15 protein-coding genes and 2 tRNA genes are annotated in these 18,340 nt (G+C 63.1%); 5 read left to right on the top strand and 12 right to left on the bottom strand.

All coding sequences use genetic code 11. The annotated features are described in order from the left end of the window. Positions 1–5: 5 nt before the first annotated feature. From C2862_RS20925 to C2862_RS25350, 5 genes are all read right to left on the bottom strand, one after another. Complete coding sequence (locus C2862_RS20925; RefSeq protein ID WP_373888270.1) at positions 6–1,823, bottom strand: M4 family metallopeptidase; 1,818 nt, start codon at positions 1,821–1,823, stop codon at positions 6–8. 240 nt (positions 1,824–2,063) lie between these two features. Next, positions 2,064–2,666, bottom strand: coding sequence for a hypothetical protein (locus C2862_RS20920; protein WP_136222227.1), 603 nt, complete (start codon positions 2,664–2,666; stop codon positions 2,064–2,066). Positions 2,667–2,676: 10 nt separating this feature from the next. Continuing rightward, positions 2,677–3,861 carry a zinc-dependent alcohol dehydrogenase gene (locus tag C2862_RS20915; RefSeq protein ID WP_136222225.1) on the bottom strand — a complete coding sequence of 395 codons (1,185 nt, stop codon included), beginning with the start codon at positions 3,859–3,861 and terminating at the stop codon, positions 2,677–2,679. A gap of 210 nt (positions 3,862–4,071) precedes the next feature. Next, positions 4,072–4,947, bottom strand: a complete 876-nt coding sequence (locus tag C2862_RS20910; RefSeq protein WP_136222223.1) for a neutral zinc metallopeptidase — start codon at positions 4,945–4,947, stop codon at positions 4,072–4,074. Further along, positions 4,944–5,120 carry a hypothetical protein gene (locus tag C2862_RS25350; RefSeq protein ID WP_168710130.1) on the bottom strand — a complete coding sequence of 59 codons (177 nt, stop codon included), beginning with the start codon at positions 5,118–5,120 and terminating at the stop codon, positions 4,944–4,946. Before C2862_RS25350 ends, C2862_RS20910 begins: the two co-directional genes overlap by 4 nt. 175 nt (positions 5,121–5,295) lie before the next feature. On the opposite strand from C2862_RS25350, the gene C2862_RS20905 reads away from it, so the two are divergent. Continuing rightward, complete coding sequence (locus tag C2862_RS20905) at positions 5,296–6,240, top strand: class I SAM-dependent methyltransferase (RefSeq protein ID WP_136222221.1); 945 nt, start codon at positions 5,296–5,298, stop codon at positions 6,238–6,240. Between the two features lies 1 nt (position 6,241). Here C2862_RS20905 and C2862_RS20900 read toward each other — a convergent pair whose 3' ends face one another. Next, positions 6,242–8,383: a TonB-dependent receptor gene (locus C2862_RS20900; RefSeq protein WP_229467529.1), complete on the bottom strand. Its 2,142-nt coding sequence runs from the start codon at positions 8,381–8,383 to the stop codon at positions 6,242–6,244. A 108-nt stretch (positions 8,384–8,491) separates the two neighbouring features. On the opposite strand from C2862_RS20900, the gene C2862_RS20895 reads away from it, so the two are divergent. The 3 genes from C2862_RS20895 (at position 8,492) to C2862_RS20885 (ending at position 12,201) form a co-directional block, all read left to right on the top strand. Continuing rightward, entirely contained in the window at positions 8,492–9,706 is a 1,215-nt protein-coding gene (locus C2862_RS20895; RefSeq protein ID WP_136222219.1) for a PepSY domain-containing protein, read from the top strand. Positions 9,707–9,724: 18 nt separating this feature from the next. Beyond that, positions 9,725–10,165 carry a thioesterase family protein gene (locus C2862_RS20890; protein ID WP_136222217.1) on the top strand — a complete coding sequence of 147 codons (441 nt, stop codon included), beginning with the start codon at positions 9,725–9,727 and terminating at the stop codon, positions 10,163–10,165. Positions 10,166–10,398: 233 nt separating this feature from the next. After that, the gene (locus C2862_RS20885; protein WP_136222215.1) at positions 10,399–12,201 is read left to right on the top strand and encodes a hypothetical protein; all 1,803 of its coding nucleotides are present in this window, start codon (positions 10,399–10,401) and stop codon (positions 12,199–12,201) included. A 141-nt stretch (positions 12,202–12,342) separates the two neighbouring features. Here C2862_RS20885 and C2862_RS20880 read toward each other — a convergent pair. The 3 genes from C2862_RS20880 to serS all read right to left on the bottom strand — a co-directional run bounded on the left by C2862_RS20880 (position 12,343) and on the right by serS (position 14,230). Further along, a tRNA-Ser gene (locus C2862_RS20880) sits at positions 12,343–12,432 on the bottom strand. Between the two features lie 333 nt (positions 12,433–12,765). Beyond that, positions 12,766–12,855: transfer RNA gene (locus C2862_RS20875), tRNA-Ser, on the bottom strand. A 79-nt stretch (positions 12,856–12,934) separates the two neighbouring features. After that, complete coding sequence (serS, locus tag C2862_RS20870) at positions 12,935–14,230, bottom strand: serine--tRNA ligase (protein WP_136222213.1); 1,296 nt, start codon at positions 14,228–14,230, stop codon at positions 12,935–12,937. Between the two features lie 211 nt (positions 14,231–14,441). Between serS and C2862_RS20865 the strand changes: the two genes are divergently transcribed. Then, entirely contained in the window at positions 14,442–15,608 is a 1,167-nt protein-coding gene (locus C2862_RS20865; protein WP_136222211.1) for a hypothetical protein, read from the top strand. 26 nt (positions 15,609–15,634) lie between these two features. Here the strand turns inward: C2862_RS20865 and C2862_RS20860 are convergent, their stop codons facing one another. The 3 genes from C2862_RS20860 to lolA form a co-directional block, all read right to left on the bottom strand. Next, positions 15,635–16,936, bottom strand: a complete 1,302-nt coding sequence (locus tag C2862_RS20860) for a replication-associated recombination protein A (protein ID WP_136222209.1) — start codon at positions 16,934–16,936, stop codon at positions 15,635–15,637. Between the two features lie 93 nt (positions 16,937–17,029). Next, positions 17,030–17,659, bottom strand: a complete 630-nt coding sequence (locus tag C2862_RS20855) for an energy transducer TonB (protein ID WP_136222207.1) — start codon at positions 17,657–17,659, stop codon at positions 17,030–17,032. Between the two features lie 34 nt (positions 17,660–17,693). After that, positions 17,694–18,326: an outer membrane lipoprotein chaperone LolA gene (lolA, locus tag C2862_RS20850; RefSeq protein WP_136222205.1), complete on the bottom strand. Its 633-nt coding sequence runs from the start codon at positions 18,324–18,326 to the stop codon at positions 17,694–17,696. Positions 18,327–18,340: the final 14 nt, after the last annotated feature.

Here is an 18,340-nt window from a genome sequence, read left to right as displayed (position 1 = left end):
ACCGTTTAGTTGGCGGCCAAGGCCGGAGGTTCGGCCGCCGGTTCATCGACATCGGCGCCGACGTTGATGGCGGCGTACGCGCGTGTCACGGCGATCGCCTCGCGGCTGTCCGCGCCATATAACTCCTGGGCCGCCTCGATCATCTTGGCGCGCGCGTCGGCGTAGTTGGTGCTCGAGGTGAACTTGGTCGTGTTCGCCTTGAACCAGATGCGGAAGGCTTTATCGGTGCCGATGCCCGTCATGGCCGCCGGCGACTTCACCAGGTATTTGCTGTAGTAGTCGCCCGCCTTGTCCGCTTTCGAACCCATCGCCAGGAAGTAGAACATCCGGTTGTTCGGGCCGCTGCTGTAGTGGACGTCAAGGCGCTTCAGGGAAGTGCTCCAGGCGTCCGGGCTGCTGCCGTCCTTGCTCGGGCGGTACATCCAGCGCAGCGGCTGGCCGTCGCGGGCGATCTCGGTGCCAAGCATCCAGTCGTTGCCGCTCAGGGGAATGCTGTCGCCCTTGCCGCCGGCGCGCGCGTAGGCTTCCACCACTTCGCCGCCGATGTCCGAACTCGATTCGTTCAGGCCGCCCGATTCGCCCGAGTACACGAGGTCCGAGGTGGCGGCGGTGACGCCGTGCCCCATCTCGTGGCCGATCACGTCGATCGAACCCAGGCTGTTGAAGCTGGAGCCGTCGCCGATGAACATGCAGCGGCAGGTGTCGCTGTAATAGGCGTTGTCGTAGGCGGTGTTGACGTGCACGGCGATGTAGGTGGCCGTGTTCTGGCCGTCGAGCGACTGCCAGCCGAGCGCGTTCTTGAGGGCGTCGTAGGTATTCATCAGGCCCCACATCGCGTTCACGGCCGCGGTCTGGCCGTTGGCATTCGTGGTGCTGCCGCCGCGCACGTACTGCTTGCCGTCGCCCCAGGTGTTCTCGGTATGCGTGTACATCTTGCCGGCGCTGCTGCTGCCGTTGGCGTTGGTGATCGCCATCGCGCCATAGGTGCCGCCGGTGCCGCGCTCCGGATCGAGCATGCGGTACAGGCCCTCGCTGAAGGTGGTGCTGATCGGCACCTCGCCGTTGTACTGGCTCTTGCCCACGCCGATCACGGTCTGCAGGGCGCTCCAGCGGTCGATGATGTGGCCGTCGTTGGCGCTGACCACGGTGTCGTGATAATACGGATGATCGCCGCGCTGCATGCGGGTGCGCACCAGGTAGGCCAGTTCGTAGTGGTCGACGGCCTCCTGCACGTCGAGGGCGTTCAGCTCTTCTTCGGGCTTGCCGGCAGCGCTGGCCACGCGCTCGGTCTTCATCACCGGGTAGATCAGCAGCTCGGCGCTCGGCGGGGTGATGTGGGTCGCGTCCGGTCCGGTGGCCGAGAGCGTCGCGCCGACGGCGGCGTCGATCGCAGCCTTCGGCGGCATCGAAGGCTTGACCTTGAAGTCGCTGGTCGCCGCGCCCAGCCGGTTGGCGGGGCCGCGCCCCAGATGCAGACGGCGCGGGGACGCCGATTCCGACAGGATGGCGCCTTGCGCATCGACCACCACGACCGACTCGGAGCCGAACACGCGCAGGCCCTTGTAGGTATGGGCGGCGCGTACCACTTGCGTGCCCTGCACACCCGGATGCTGCTGGGCGACCATGAAGCCGTGATTATTGTCGAGGCCGCGCGCCCCGCGGCCCTGCGCCAGTTTCGCGACCAGCGCGGCGTTGGCGGCCATGGATTGCAGCTTGGGGGCGCCCATCATGGGGCTCTGCACGGCAGGCGGTTGCGCAGCCGCGCAGGCGCTGGCGATCAGCACACCGAGGGGCGTGGCCAGCAGGCGGGTTCGAAGCTTCATCGTCTCTCCAGTCGAAAGTTCCCGGCCGCGGAACCGGGCCGGACATCAACGGAGTGTGGACGAGCCTCAAAAAAGGAACTTGCTCAAACGCAAGAAGCCCCGCCAAGTGCGCAGGTGCGCAACAGGCGGGGCGTAGGGCGGGCATGCCCGCGCGTGACGCCGGCATTGTGTTGGCGGGGCCGTTCCTTGAACGAAGCCAACATGGCGCAACGTTCACGCGCGGGCATGCCCGCCCTACGGTCAATAGCGTTCGTCGCGATCCTTCAACAACAGGTAGGCAGCCGCACCGATGGCGCCGGCAATCGCGACCTTGGTCGCGAGGCCCTTCTTGTTGTGCTGCCATTCCGACTTCAGGCCCATTTCGCCGAGGATGTTGGGCACGTGGCCGTGCGCCAGGTCCTCGACGATGCCCTCGACCACGTTGATGCGGTCGGCGCCCAGCAGGATCAGCCAGTGGCGCAGGTCGTTCTCGGTGTATTTGAAGGCGGCGCGGCGTAGCAGGCCCGACAGGCCCGACGGCGGCTGGACCGAGCCGTGGATTTGCGTGATGCCGGGACGCTCGGGCGACACCAGCACCTCGACCTTCTGCTCCTGTGCCGGCGGCGTGGGCATGTCGGCCGGCGTGTAGCGCGGCGGCGTGCGCTCCATCGGCACGCCGGGACGGTTCTTGCGATCCAGGTCCGCACCCCAGCCCTTGATGTGCGTCAGCTGCTCGCGCGTGCGGCGGGTCTGGCGCAGCTCGGGCTGCACGTGGTGGTGGTGGGTATGGTCGTGCGTGTTCTCGAAGTCGTGGTCGTGCTCGGGATTATTGTCGTGCTTGACCAGGGCGGTTCCGTTTTCCATGCCGTCCTCCTTATTTGCCGACGCTGGCCGTCACGGCGCGCACTTCGTGGGCGCGCGGCGGGATCAGGATCGGCTTGATGCAGTTGTCGAGCTTGCTCGAGAAGATGTGGTAAGCGTCGGCCACCTCTTCCAGCGGGATGCGGTGGGTGATGATCTGCTTCGGATCGATGTGTCCGGCGCGGATGTGCTCGATCAGGCGCGGCACGTGGCGCTTGACGCTGGCCTGGTTCATGCGCATCGTGATGCCCTTGTTCAGCGCATTGCCGATCGGGACCGCGTTGAAGGTCGGACCGTAGACGCCGACGATCGACACGTTGCCGCCCTTGCGTACCGAATTGATGCACCAGTGCAGCACGGTGGCGGCACCGGCCTGCATCTTCATCAGGCGCCCGGTCACCGTTTGCGCCACGCTGCCGGCGGCGTCGCAGCCGACAGCGTCGATGCAGACGTCGGCGCCCAGCCAGTCGGTCATCTTCTTGATGTGCAGCGCCATGTCGCCCACGTCCTTGAAGTTCACCACTTCGCACTGGGCGTAGTTCTTCACGAATTCCAGGCGGTACTCGAGTTCGTCGACCACGATCACGCGGCCGGCGCCGAACAGCCAGGCGGATTTGGCGGCAAAGATGCCGACCGGACCCGCGCCGAACACGACGACGGTATCGCCTTCCTCGATGCTGCCCATCTCGGCGGCCTGGTAGCCGGTCGGCAGCGCGTCGGTGAGCAGCACGGCGTCGTCGTCGACGATGTCGTCGGGGATCTTGATGGGACCGACGTCGGCCATCGGCACGCGCACGTATTCGGCCTGGCCGCCGTCGTAGCCGCCGGCCGTGTGCGAATAGCCGTAGATGGAACCCACCGCGGTCGACTGGGGGTTCATGTTGTGGCAGTTACCGTAGAGTTCTTTCTGGCAGAAGAAGCAGGAGCCGCAGAAGATATTGAAGGGCACCAGCACGCGGTCGCCCACCTTCAGCGTTTGCACCTGCGAACCGACTTCCTCGACGATGCCGATGAACTCGTGTCCGAAAGTATGGCCGACCCGGGTATCCGGCACCATGCCGTGATACAAGTGCAGGTCGGAACCGCAGATGCAGGAGCGCGTCACGCGCACGATGGCGTCGCCCGGATGCTCGATCACGGGATCCGATTTATGTGTCGCGCGGACGCGGTAGGGCCCCCGATAATTCATTGCCAGCATAAATTCCTCCTCGAAAGTTTGCGAGACTCACCGTTGACGATGAGTGCGTGGACAATAAACTTATGTCAAAACGCTATCGAAGGCGATATGCGCACGGAAATGAATTAATGTTTTTTAATGGTTTTTATTGAATTTTAGCTGCACTTTAGCAAGTAGTTCGCAACAGGAAAGGCGAAGTTCCTGCAAGCCATGCTTGCAGGAACGTTCTCGCTACAGGCGCTTGGCCTCGAAGGTATTGCACTGCTGCGGGTCGCCGGCCTCGAGCCCGCGCTTGAACCAGCGCACGCGCTGCTCGGAACTGCCGTGGGTAAACGAATCCGGCACCACGGTGCCGCGCGACTGGCGCTGCAGGGCGTCATCGCCGATCGCGGTGGCGGTGGCCAGCGCGCTTTCGACGTCGCCCTCTTCCAGGAAAGCCTCCTTCTGCTGGGTGCGGTTGGCCCAGACGCCGGCAAAGCAGTCGGCCTGCAGCTCCAGCCGCACCGACAAGGCGTTGCCTTCGGTCTCGGAAGCCCGCTGCTGGGCGTTGTGCACCTGGTCGGATACCCCGATCAGCTTCTGCACGTGGTGGCCGACCTCGTGCGCGATGACATAGGCCTGGGCGAATTCGCCGCCGACGTGGAAACGTTCCTGCATCAGGCGGAAGAAGCTGAGGTCGATGTACACCTTCTGGTCGCCCGGACAGTAGAAGGGCCCGGTAGCCGAATTGCCGGTCCCGCAGGCGGTCGGCGTACGCCCCTCGAACAGCACCAGCTTGGGCGCCTGGTAGGTGCCGCCTTGCGCGGCAAAGATCGGGGTCCACGCATCTTCCGTATAGCCCAGCACGGTGCGCACGAAGCGGGTTTCGCGGTCATTGGCCTGGGGTGCGTTCGGATCGCGCTGCTGGACCTGCGGCGCAGGTGCGCTGCCACCGCCGAGCATGCCGATCACCGTCCCCGGATCGACGCCAAAGAAGATCGAAGCGACGAGCGCAATCGCCACCGTTCCGAGGCCGACGCCACGGCCGCCGATGTTGAAGCCCCCGCCGCCTCCACCGCCGCGCCGGTCCTCGACATTACCGCTTTCGCGGTCGCCTTCCCACTTCATGGCTGCCTCCGCAGGTTCGAGGAGTTCATGCTCTCGCGCGCATCTTTCAAGCGGAATTCGTCGTCGAGTGCCAGGCCGGCACGGGCTTCGTCGTGCAGGCTGCGTTCATGCCGCTCGCGTTCGATTTCGCGCTCGACGCGGGCGTGTTCCTGATCCGGTAAAAGTGGTTTCATGGCTGTCCTAATAAGTGTTATCGCGTCGGCACCGTTGCCAACTTGAACATAGGTCCAGTATGGACGCGACACACGAGCCAGTATGTTCGGACATTCACATAAGCGGCGCGCAGCTGTCCGGCACTCTGTACGCCAGCGAACAGAGCACGCGCGCGCCATCGTTCATCCTCGCCCCATGACCTCCACTGCTTACGATCCCGACGCCCTGCTCGCGCTGGGCCAGGCCCTGCGCCAGGCAGGCTACCAGTTCATCACCGTCACGCCGGCGACGCACCGCCGCGTCAACGGCCGGCCTGACAGCGCCTGGGCGCAGGATCTGCGCGGGGTATTCGGCTGGAGCCGGCCGTTTCGCGAAGAGAGCTTACCAAAGGAGGTCCTGGCGCTGATGCGCCGCGCCGGCGTGGTGGCCGAGAAGGACGGCGCACTGTGCGCGACGGTGCGTGCTTCCAGCATCGGTTCCCGCCTCTACTTCCACTCGGCGTTTCCTACCCATGCCGAGGACGCCGTCTTCTTCGGTCCGGATACCTACCGCTACATCGCCGCCCTGACGCGCAGCATGGACGGGCTGACGCCGCCGCCGCGGCGCGTGGTCGACATCGGTGCCGGCAGCGGCGCCGGCGCGATCGAGGTCGCGGCGCGCTTCCCGGACGCGCAGGTGTTCGCCGCCGACATCAACGAGCGCGCCCTGGCGCTCGCGGCCGTCAACGCGCGCCTGAACGCCACGCCGAAAGTGGAAGCGCGCTATAGCGACCTGCTGCGGGACCTCGACGGCGAATTCGATCTCGTCCTGTCGAACCCGCCCTACATCCTCGACCCCGACAAGCTGCGCTACCGCCACGGCGGCGACATGCGCGGCGCGGGACTCTCGCTGCAGATCGTCGACGCCGCGCTCGAACGCCTGGCGCCGGGCGGTACGCTGCTGCTTTACACGGGCATCGCCATCGTCGACGGCCGCGACGAATTCCTGGAGACGATCCGGCCGCGCCTGGATGAGGCCTGCGACTGGACCAATGAGGAACTCGACCCGGACATCTTCGGCGGCCAGCTCGACTGCGAGGGCTACGAGGAAGTGGAACGCATCGCGGCCGTGTGGCTGCAGGCGCGCAAGCGCCTCGCCTGAATCAGAACGTGCGGCTCCAGTTCACCGCGAACGTACGTCCACGGCCGGCATAGGTGCCGCTTGGATCGGTCGCCGCCGCCGACTGCGAGTAATAGCCGACATACTGCTTGTCGAAAAGGTTCTCGATGCTCGCGCCGAAGCGGCCATACGCGGTGTCCCAGCTCACGGCGGCGTCGGCCAGCGTATAGCCGGTGAAATGTTCTTCCAGCTTGCTGGTGCCGACCACGCGGCCGATGTTGATGTCGCGGTCGAACAGGTGCGTCGCCTGCAGGCGCAGCTGGGCTTTCGGCAGGAAGCCCCAATTGGCGCCAAGTACCGCCTTGTCCGGACCTTGCGAGCGTGCGCCGAGGTCGAGGTCGAGCGGCGCGCCCTGGGCGGCGGCCGTCTTGCCGTCGGTGACCGCGTAGCTGCCGAAGACCGACACCCGCTTCACAGGACGCCATTCGCCGTTCGCTTCCCAGCCCTTGACGATGGTCGGCACGCGTTCCACCAGGCCCACGCCCGCCGAGTTGATCCGGATCACGCTGCCCAGTTTCGAGCGCGAATCGTAGCGCGAGAAGCCGATGTGTCCGTAAGCACCGCGCCAGTTCAGGCCCACCTCGTTGTTGCGGGTGACGATAGGCTGCAGCGAAATCAGGTTCGACACCGATTGCCCCGGGGTGTTTACGCCGCGCAGCACGAGACCCGCATCGGGCAGGCCGAAGCCTTCGGAACTGGCGGCGAAGACCGACCAGCCCGGCGCCAGGCGCCACACGGCGCCGACGTTGCGCACCGACTCCGAGAATTCCGCGGAACCGCCCTGCACCTCGCGCCGGCCATAGGCGGCCAGCGTGGTGTAGGTGTCGACCTCGAGCTTGGCGTTTTCGCGGCGCAGGCCGCCGCGCAGGGTCACCGGGCCGATCTCGTATTCGAGCTGGGCGAACGGTGCGAGCGACCTGAACTTCAGCTCCGGCACCCAGGTGCGGTCCGTGGCTGCCAGGCGCTGCAGCGTATGGTCCTTCAGCGCATCCATACCGACGGTCAGCTCCAGGCCCTGCACCAGCGTATCGGGACGCACATAAGTGATACGCGAACCGAGCTTGTCGGCCACGATATGCGACTGGTCCCACAGCGTGCCGTTGGGCGCGATGCGAATGTCCTGGAAGGTGGCGACAGCGGTGGCGCCATACAGCGACTCGAAGTCGTGCTTGAACAGCTGCACCGTCAGCGCGCCGCCGGCCAGCGCCGCGTGGCGGTAGTCGATGCTGGCGCTGCGCACCTTGTTGCGCGCCGGCTCGCCCGGCGGCGTGCCCTCGCTTGACGTGGTGGTGACGCCCTGCGCGACGATGCCGGGTTCGTTGCGGTAGTCGCCGTCGCCCGCCATGTTGAAACGGTTCAGCGAGAGCTGGATGCGCTGGTCGCCGAAGTTGCGGCCGATCTTGAAGAACAGGTCGTCACCATGCGAGTCGAGGGTGTCGCCCTGCACGCTGTCGATGCCCAGGCGTCGGCCGTTGCCGTCGTAGCCCATGCCGCGCCGCTGGACGCTGGCATAGGCCAGCAGGTCGAAGGCGTCGGACTTGTGGCTCACCGAGTACCCGGTCTTCCAGTCGACGTTGTCCGAGCGGAACTGGGTGGCGGCGCGCACGTTGACGCCGAAGCTGGTGCCGTTTGCCTTCGGCGTCTTCGTGATGTAGTTGATGATGCCACCGGTCGCGCCCAGGCCCTGCACCGCCGATGCGCCGTTGATCACTTCGATGCGCTCGATGATCGCGCTGTCGGCAAAATAGCCCTCGCGCATGCCGGCGCGCAGCGGGTTCGACTGCGGGATGCCGTCCAGCAGGATCAGTGGCTGGCGCCCGCGCAGCGATTCGCCGGTCGAGGTCATTTTCTGGCGGCTCGGCGCATAGCCGGGAATATAGGTCGCCAGCGCCTGCGACGGATCGTCGGCGATCAGGTATTGCGCGGCCAGCTCCTGCTGGCCGATGACGGACACGGCGCCCGGGATCTTGTCGACCGCCTTGGCGCCCCGTGTCGCCGTCACCACGACGGTGGCGGGCTCGCCTTCCGGCGCGCGCTCTTGCTGGTCTTGCTGGGCGAAAGCCGGTGCGGCCATGAAGGCGCAAGCGGCGGCGACGGCGAAACAGATGGGCTTCACGGTGGTCATATTGTTCTGGAGGCGAAAAAGCGCGATACTTTTCTGCTAAGCAATGTAAAATGAGAATGATAACGATTCTTATTTGTAACAGCAAGCTGTATTGACCGAGCGATTCCGATGTCACCCACCAAAAGCCTGATCCGGACCCTGCACCTCTGGGCCGGCCTCGTATTCGGTACCCTGCTCGTCCTGCAGGGCCTGACCGGCAGTATCCTCAGCTGGCGTCACGAACTCGATGCCCTGCTCAACCCCGGCCTGCTGCAGGTCGCGCCGCCGCCGCACACCCGCCAGGGCGAGACGCTGCGGGTCGCGCCCGCGCTGGTGGGCGATGTCGGCGATATGCTGGCGGCACGCGAGGGGTACGGCCGCCCCAACATGCTGATGCTTCCGGAACACGCAGGCGACGTCTTCATTGCCTGGTACCGTCCCGGCAAGACCGCATCGATCTGGCAACAGGGCGTGACGCGCCAGGTGATGGTCGACCCGGCTACCCTGGCGATCCTCGGCGAGCGGCGCTGGGGCGAAGCGGGCCTGAGCCGACCGCAGCTGCTGCCGACTTTGTTCCACCTGCACCACTACCTGCTGGCGGGCGACGGCGGCAAGGTCGTGCTGGCGGTCGAGGGCGTGGCGCTGCTGGTCTTGTCGATCACCGGGCTCATCGTCTGGTGGCCCAAGCTGACCCGCTCGGCGATCTGGCATGCCCTGAGCTTCCGCCTGGGCGCCTCCTGGCCAAAGTTCAGCTTCCAGCTGCACCGTGCGGCAGGCTTCTGGTGTGCGCCGGTCTTCCTGCTGCTGGCGGTGTCGGGGATTTACTTCAACATGCCGGCCTGGGTCACCCCGGCTGTCAACGCGCTGTCCCCCTTGACACCCAACGACAAACCGGCGAACCGCAGCGCGCCGGATGCGGGCGCGGCCGCGCCGCAAGCCGTGCTGGCGGCAGCCCAGGCCCTGTTCCCGGAAGGCCGCGTCTCGCGCCTGAACTACCCCGCCAAGGCCGGACAGCCCTACGAGGTGCGCGTGCGCCAGCCAGGAGAATGGCGCCACGGCGACGGCGCGACCCGCATCACGGTCGATTCCGGCGACGCCACGGTCTTGCGCGTCGTCGATCCGCTGCGGATGCGGCCGGGCGACCGTTTCCTGTCGTGGATGTTCCCGCTGCATACCGGCGAAGCCCTGGGCACGGCCGGACGGGTACTGATCAGCCTGGTCGGCCTGATGCCGCTGGTGTTCTTCGTGACCGGGCTAGTCATGTGGATCAAGTTCCGCCGGCCGAAGGCGAAACCGCGCCGGCGCGCTACAGTGGCGTCATCGCAGGATTCGATCGCCGCCTGACTCATGGAGGGAATGGAGATGTACACCAAGACGCTGGTCGCCGGCTGGGGCGACATGGATTTCAATGCGCACATGCGCAACACGGCTTACCTGGACAAGTCGGCCGACGTGCGCATGATGTATTTCGCCGAGCACGGGTTTCCGATGTCGGAATTCGTGCGCCTGAAGCTGGGGCCGGTGGTGATGAAGGACGAGATCGAGTATTTTCGCGAAGTGCGGCTGCTCGACGAGATGCAGGTGACGCTCAGCATTGCGGGCTTGTCGGAGGATGCGAGCCGGATGATGCTGAGGAACGAGTTCTTTCGCGATGGCGTCCTATGCGCGCGCGTGACATCCACTGCCGGGTGGTTCGACCTGGCGAACCGGAAGCTGACGGCGCCGCCGGAGGGCTTGGCGGGGCCGCTCAGGGCGACGCCGAGGACCGAGGACTTCCGAGTCCTGCCGAGGAGCGTGAGGTGATGCGTCAACATCCCACTGCCCCTCCTACTCGCTCAGCAATAAAACAATCCACTGTATCGTCATTTGAACGCGGCCTAGCGAAAACAGCCGAGTAACGCAGCATCGTTAAATAATAGTTGACACAGCGGTTACGAGAGCCGGCACGAATGGATATCATTCGATACAAGAGAAACATTCAGAATTAATAGGTTGGTTTATGGCAAAATATGTTACCGCCCTAACGATAACTTCTGATGTCCATAGCCGTCTCCGCACTTGCTCCTTACGCTAGCTTTGTCGTTGCCTACTCTACAGTAGCCGCTCCTGACTATAAATTACTACAGCGCAACTTGAAAGCCGTTTTATCAGGACTGAATGGCCAAATTAAGATCTCTAGTTTAGCCACTCCTACCTACGCTGGAATAACATCGATCTATGCATTTCACGCTAAGGAGAAAAGGCCCGCCAGTTGGAGCGGCAGCAATACGATTGAAGATCAGCTCAACCATTTGGTCGCGTACTTTGCATATGATCGATTCGCTCTCATCTACGTAAGTGATGCTGAACTCAAATCTGAGGTTTACGATGCTCTATATGACGGTAGGATCAAGAATTGGCAACCCGCAGACGAGCGAACCCTCGTCAATTCCTACATAACTGGAAGCACCCTGAGGACGCTTTGGTTGGGAGGAACCCACCGGAACGTTACAGTTCGCCCGAACAGCAAGATAATTAGTGGGCCTGACCTTAGAGACGCTATTGATCCGTTTGGTGATTCTACTTTCGTTGCGGGAGCAGTTCGCTCTAGCAAGGCAGGGGTGAGTTTGAAGCGAAGTGGGTTATGGTTTCGCCCATCGAAGAACTGGGGAGACTGTTGCGACGTTGCTAAGGCTGTCCTTGACGTGTTGGTCGCGACGCAAGCAAGCCTTTCGACCTTGTCCTCAACCGTGCACCACGGCCTAGCTACACGGGTGTTCGACTTCACCGGCGTCGGTCCTGCCTATGCCGTTGAATGGGAAGAACCCGATACCCTTAAAGGAAAGCACCGCGCACGAAAATTGGCCGGCCTGAAAGACCGTTTTGAGATCGAACTAGGTACGGCTTCCGTTGCAAATAAGGACGTGCCGATCCTGATTACGGATACCACTTCAGGAGCGACGTGTAGCCTCATCCTTCAGCCAGACTTCGTCGCAGGCAGACTCGTTTTAACCTTTTCTGGCTCATGCCCCAAGGCGTTTGCTGAACTAGTTGCTACAGTAACGTCAGACCCTGAGCTTATCAAGGTTTACTACGAAACCTGGCATACGTTAGCACATGCTAGCCTCAGCCTAGCAATAGTCCAAGATCGCCCTTTTAACTTGGAGTTCTGTGATTTTGCTCCAGGGACGGCGTACTGCGTCGACATGGAAAAACCTCCTGGAGCATCGGTACCCATCGCGAACATATGTTCTGTAGCTGACTTAAGCCTGTTCAAATGGGTATTTAAAGATGGACTAGCTCAACTCGGGCTGGCGCAACCCGCCACTGGCCAATGCTGGCTTTACTGTGACGATGGCTCTGGAGAAATTGCAGACTTTATCCACATAGAGTTGCCCACGGCTGCTGGAATTGCTGTCCCGAGAATTACTCTCATCCATGTAAAGGGAGCGAACAGCGATAAGGCAAGTCGAAAGATATCCGTGGGCGCTTATGAGGTTGTGACAGCGCAGGCGATGAAAAACCTGAGACGCATGAGCTCAGCTAGCATAATTCCTGATCTCGCTACTAGCATTGGCAAGCATGGTGGCATGCGAGTCTGGGATCAGCCTTGGAGCGCCGGTCTAGTGTCGACAGCAGCAACAGGCACTGCCATGCTTGCTGCATTGAGAACGATAACCGCAGATTGTGAATACCAAGTGATAGTGGTACAACCGCACGTGTTGAAATCTAAGTATCAAACTCCTTCTGGTCATGCTACCGGTCCGGCAGCAATTCAACTGCGAAGTTTACTGTTCGGCGCACAATTGGCCGCACAAGCGGTTGGGGCTAAGTTTCGTGTAGTCTCCGATATGCGTTAGACTTGGCACGAACACCATACGCTGTTCAGTCTGTTTTGGTAGAGGTGCACTGAACAGTTTTATCGGCACCTCGACCTAACGTTGCTTCAAACTTTACTACAGCAAAAAAAAAGGCTCCCATGGGGAGCCTTTTTCTTCTACTGGCGGAGAGGGTGGGATTCGAACCCACGGTACGCTCGCGCGTACGCCTGATTTCGAGTCAGGTACATTCGACCACTCTGCCACCTCTCCTAAATCGGTGTTGCGGTCGCTGCAAGAGGCTCGCATTATAGCGGCGGGACTGACGTTGTGCAAGGGAATGATGTTCGACGCATACAAGACTAGAGACAACAATAATCGGCGTCCCGCTGGGCACGAGTGCCCAGCCTTCCGTAAATGAAAAAGCTCCCAGAGGGAGCTTTTTTCATTTACTGGCGGAGAGGGTGGGATTCGCCCACGTGCCGCGGGCCGCCCCCGCGCAAGTATGCGCGGGTCTTCGAATCCCACACGCAGGGCCCGCAGGGGCCCTGCTCCTCTCCGCCACCAAATAAAAAAGGACTCCCGAGGGAGTCCTTTTCTATTTATTGGCGGAGAGGGTGGGATTCGAACCCACGGTACGATTTAACGTACGCCTGATTTCGAGTCAGGTACATTCGACCACTCTGCCACCTCTCCAGGTAACCGGTCGCTTGTCGCGAGAGGCCACATTATAGCAGCCCTCCGCGAAAACGGAAGAGCTATTTACCCCGTGCGCTTAAGCTGCTGGCGACAGACGCTCGAGCCCGCCCATGTACGGACGCAGCACCTCCGGAATCACGACGCCGCCATCGGCCTGCTGGTAGTTCTCGAGCACCGCGACCAGCGTGCGGCCCACCGCCAGGCCCGAGCCGTTCAGCGTGTGCAGCAGTTCCGGCTTGTTCTGGGCGTTGCGGAAACGGCCGCCCATGCGACGGGCCTGGAAGGCTTCCATGTTCGACAGCGAGGAAATCTCGCGGTAGGTGTTCTGCGCCGGCAGCCACACTTCCAGGTCATAGGTCTTGGCCGAGCCGAAGCCCATGTCGCCGGTGCACAGCAGCATCACACGGTACGGCAGGCCCAGGCTCTGCAGGATGAACTCGGCATGGCCGACCATCTCGTCCAGCGCCGTATACGAAGCTTCCGGATGGGCGATCTGGACCATCTCGACCTTGTCGAACTGGTGCTGGCGGATCATGCCGCGGGTGTCGCGGCCGTAGCTGCCGGCTTCCGAGCGGAAGCATGGCGTGTGCGCCGTCATCTTCAAAGGCAGCGCGTCCAGCGGCACGATCTCGTCACGCACCACGTTGGTCAGCGTCACTTCCGAAGTCGGGATCAGGTAGAAGGTCTCGCCCTCGCCTTCCGCGCCGCCCTTCTTCACCGAGAACAGGTCTTCCTCGAACTTCGGCAGCTGGCCGGTGCCGCGCAGCGAGTCGGCATTCACCATGTACGGGGTATAGCACTCGAGGTAGCCGTGCTTGTCGGTGTGGGTGTCGAGCATGTACTGGGCCAGCGCGCGGTGCAGGCGTGCGATGCCGCCCTTCATCACCGAGAAGCGCGAACCGGTCAGCTTGGTCGCGGTATCGAAGTCGAGGCCCAGCTTTTCGCCGATGTCGACGTGGTCCTTGACCTCGAAATCGAAGGTCGGCGGGGTGCCGATCTTGCGCACTTCGACGTTGCCGCTTTCGTCCGTACCGGCGGGCACCGACTCGTGCGGCAGGTTCGGGATCGAGGCCATGAAGTCGGCCATCTTCGCCTGGACCTCGCCCAGCTTCGCTTCGTTGGCCTTGAGCTCATCGCCCAGGCCCGCCACTTCCGCCATCACGCCGGCCGTGTCCTCTCCCTTGCCCTTCAGGATGCCGATCTGCTTCGACAGCGAATTGCGCTTGCCTTGCAGCTCTTCGGTGCGGGTCTGGATCGCCTTGCGCTCGGCTTCGAGCGCATTGAAGCCGGCCACGTCGAGCTGGAACTTGCGCGCGGCCAGGCGGGCGGCGACGGTGTCGATGTCTTTGCGGAGAAGTTGGATGTCTATCATTTGTGGAGGTCAGGCCAGCAGTATGTCGAAAACGCAATTGTACCAAGCCGCTCACGATTATCGGCGCGTTTCCGAAAAAGCAGCACCCCAGCGTCCAAGGCCGATTGTTGTAAGGACATCGCATGCCTTTCGACGCCGATTGACGGCTCATACAGGCTCATGAATACTTCATAGTTACCTTCTGGAAATTCTATTTATTCGCCTTGAAATCATGCTGAAAAAACTCTCGTACTTGGCCATGGCCTGTCTCCTGTCGGCCTGCGCGGCGATCGAACCCGCGCCGGCACCGGCCGCGCCGAACTGGCAAGCCGGATCCGCCGACTTCGGATTCCTGAACAAGCTCGTCAACAAGAAATACATCCTGCGCGCCATGGCGTGGACACCGACGCGCGAAGACAATGGCCTGACTTATGTGTTCGATGGATTCAAGCTGCGCAATACGGCGCAGCCGGGCGTCCTGCAGGTGGTGGCCCAACCGTCCGGATGCCGCACAGCTAGTGCAGTGATGCAGGGAGCGAACAAACTGGTCATCCATTGCGAGACCTGGGACGACGATCAGCGCCTTACTTACACGCCGAATACGGCGGGTGGTTTTGACAGGCTCTTCGAGTCGAAAAGCACTGCCGGGCTGAATTTCCTGCAAGACTACCGGTACATCAACGAGTGGCAAACGAAGCCATACAGCGAAGCTGCCCTTCGCCAGGAACTGCAGGCCGCTGCATTCCACGATCAAAGGATGGCCGAAGAGGCGCGCCAGCGACGGGAAGACGAGCGCGCGTCCAGTGAGGCGACTGCCCGCGCCTTCGGCAATGCGATGGCTACGCTGAGCGGCGCGGCAAACCAGGTGGCCCAGCAGCAGGCCGCCCAGGCCGCCCAGATCCGCGCGCAAGCGGAGGTCCGGCGCGAGAGCCAGGCCCAGGCGCAGCGCGACGCTGCCGCGCGCCAATACCAGCAGGCGCAGGAGAACGCGCGCCAGGCGACGCAAAGGCAGTACGACATCGCACGCCAACACGAGCAGCAGCAGGCCGCCCAGGCCCAGCGCAAGGCCGAAGCCGAAGCACAGCGCAAGGCCGAATCGCAGGCGAGGCAGGACGCGGCGAACCGGCAGCGCCAGGAAGCCTCACGCAAGCAGGCCGCGCTGACGGTCGCACAAACCGGCGGCGGCGACAGAACCGCGAGCCAGGTCGGCTCCATCCCGTCAAAGCCGGCAACGACAGCCTCCGCCGCGCCACCGCTGCCGACCCAGAACGGCAAGGACCTGAACTGCAACACCGAACGCCAGTGCTTCGGCGAATGCCTGAAGGGACCGAAGGACGGCGTGTATGCCTGCCAGCGGGCCTGCACGGCGCGCTCGACCTGCAAGGTCAGCCTGCAATAAGCGCATGACGCTGGCCGCGGCCGGCGTCAGCCCTGCGCGTCCTCGTCCAGCTGGCGCAGGAAGGCCAGCTTTTCCGCAATCTTGCTCTCCACCCCGCGCGGCACCGGCTGGTACCAGCGCGGCTCCGGCATACCTTCGGGCAGATAGGTTTCGCCGGCGGCATAGGCGTTCGGCTCGTCGTGGGCGTAGCGGTACTCGTGGCCGTAGCCGAGCTCCTTCATGAGCTTGGTCGGGGCGTTACGCAGATGCACCGGCACTTCGCGCGACTTGTCCTTGCGAACGAAAGCCATCGCCGCGTTGAAGGCGTTGTAGCCGGCATTGCTCTTCGCGGCGATCGCGAGGTAGACGACGGCCTGGCCGAGCGCCAGCTCGCCTTCCGGCGAGCCGAGACGTTCGTAGGTCGTCGCCGCGTCGTTTGCGATCTGCATGGCGCGCGGGTCGGCCAGGCCGATGTCTTCCCAGGCCATGCGCACGATGCGGCGCGACAGGTACTTCGCATCGGCCCCGCCGTCGAGCATGCGGCATAGCCAGTACAGGGCTGCGTCCGGATGCGAGCCGCGCACCGACTTGTGCAGGGCCGAGATCTGGTCGTAGAAATTGTCGCCGCCCTTGTCGAAGCGGCGCGAATTCAGGGTCAGCGCGTTGTCGACGAATTCGCCGGTGATCGTCGTGATGCCGCTCGTCTCGGCCGAGGTCTTGGTCTGCTCGAGCAGGTTCAGGAAGCGGCGCGCATCGCCGTCGGCGTAGCCGATCAGGGTGCTGATCGCGATCTCGTCGAATTTCAGGTGGGCGAGCACGCGCTCCTGGGCGCGCTTCAAGAGCTGGCGCATCTCGTCGTCGCTCAAGGCCTTCAGCACGTAGACCTGGGAGCGCGACAGCAGCGCCGAGTTCACCTCGAACGAAGGATTTTCGGTGGTCGCGCCGATCAGCGTCACCAGCCCGGATTCGACGAAGGGCAGCAAGGCGTCCTGCTGCGATTTATTGAAACGGTGGATCTCGTCGATGAACAGGATCGTGTGCTTGCCGCGTGCCAGGTACTGCTCGGCCTGCTCGACGGCGGCGCGGATGTCCTTCACGCCCGACAGCACGGCGGAAAGCGCGATGAATTCGCAATCGAAGGCGTAGGCCGTCAGGCGCGCCAGCGTGGTCTTGCCGACACCGGGCGGGCCCCACAGGATCATCGAGTGCGGCTTGCCGGACTTGAAGACGAGGTTGAGCGGCTTGCCGGGGCCGAGCAGATGGCTCTGGCCGATGACTTCGTCGATGGTGCGCGGGCGCAGGGCTTCGGCCAGGGGGGCGGCGGGTTCGTTCTTGAAGAGGTCATCCACGGCGAGGCTCCCGGGCGCGTGCGACGGACATGTTGGTGCGTGAGTTGTTGTGCATGCGGATAGTGTAGCCGATGCGCCCCGCGACAGCCGCCCTTACGCGTCCCTGGGGATGAGCCGGCCGCGCATGCTGCCGCGCTCCGGGACCGCGTTCCTGGTTTCGGGAGTGAAGCGGCAAGAGGCGATGTATGCCTCGGCCGCCTGCCGGGATTCGGGCGGATCGGCTGCTTCTACCCGCAGGTCGAAGGGCTTGCCGGAAGAATCGAGCAGGAAGCGCACCAGTGTGCCTTTGCTGCCTGTTACATCTTCGGGCAACGGACGAAATCCGGCGTAGCGCTCCGAGACCGGACACGACCCGGCAACCAGCGCGGCAGGAACGGTGACCGCCTGACGTGGCGCCAGCTTCCAGTTGAACGCGAGAACCAGGCCGGAGCGCTTGGGCTCCGCCTCCGAGGGCGGCGCATAGCGGCATGTCGCCACGGCCCGCTCCGACATCACGTCGAGTATTTTCCACCCGCTGCTGCGCATGGTGCGCGGATTGATCGGCCGGCCTTCATCGTCAAGGTCGAACATAACAATCGACTTGCCCTCGAGTTCGTAGCGCCTCGCTTCCTTTTCCCATTCCGGCTGCTCGCACGAGAGCGCCTTGGGCATGCGCACGACGTTCGGTTTGTCCTGGGCCGCACTGTCGGGCCCTGCCATTACCAGCAGCAACGCTGCCGCCACGCCAAACAATTGTTTGCTCGAACCGAACCTTTGTTTATTGGTTGTTGACCTCGGCGCCTTTCGGAATCTCGAATTTGAACTGCTGGGCGCCAAGCGAAGGATTCCGCTGGAAACTTGTAAATTTTAATACAGAAGTTTGACCAAAAGTGTCTTTCAGCTCCATCGCTTCAGGCGTGCCGTTCTTCAGGCCGATGCTGATCTGTTCGAAGGTCGTGTCCTTGGCCTTCGGCACGGCGTTCAGCCATTCCAGGCCATCGCGGGTGCCCGCTTCGGACAGGGTGAAGTTCTTTTCCAGGTCATTGCTGCCGAACAGGATGGCGGCCGGCGAAGAGCCGAGGGCGTTGCCGAGTTTTTTGACCGTGACCTGATTCAGGTCCTTGTCGTAGATGTAGAGCGAGTCGCCGTCGGCCTGCAGCAGCTGGTCGTAGGGCTTGGTATAGTTCCAGATAAACTTGCCGGGACGGGCGAAGACGAAGTTGCCGCTGGAGACCGGGGAGATCTTGCCGGTCTGGGATTTGCGTTGCTGTTGCTGGGTGAATTCGCCCTTGGCCGATTTGGTGGTGGCGACGAAGGATTTGAACTGGTCGAGGGCGCTTGCGTGGGCGGCGCCGGACAGGGCCAGGGTGATGGTGGCGATCAGGGTGGCGATGTTCTTTTTAGCGATCATTTGGGTCCTTTTTC

This window comes from Massilia sp. Mn16-1_5, assembly GCF_004798585.1.
GTDB lineage: Bacteria > Pseudomonadota > Gammaproteobacteria > Burkholderiales > Burkholderiaceae_D > Telluria.
The sequence above is the reverse complement of the archived record's forward strand: the minus strand, read 5'-3'. Positions and strand labels throughout refer to the sequence as shown.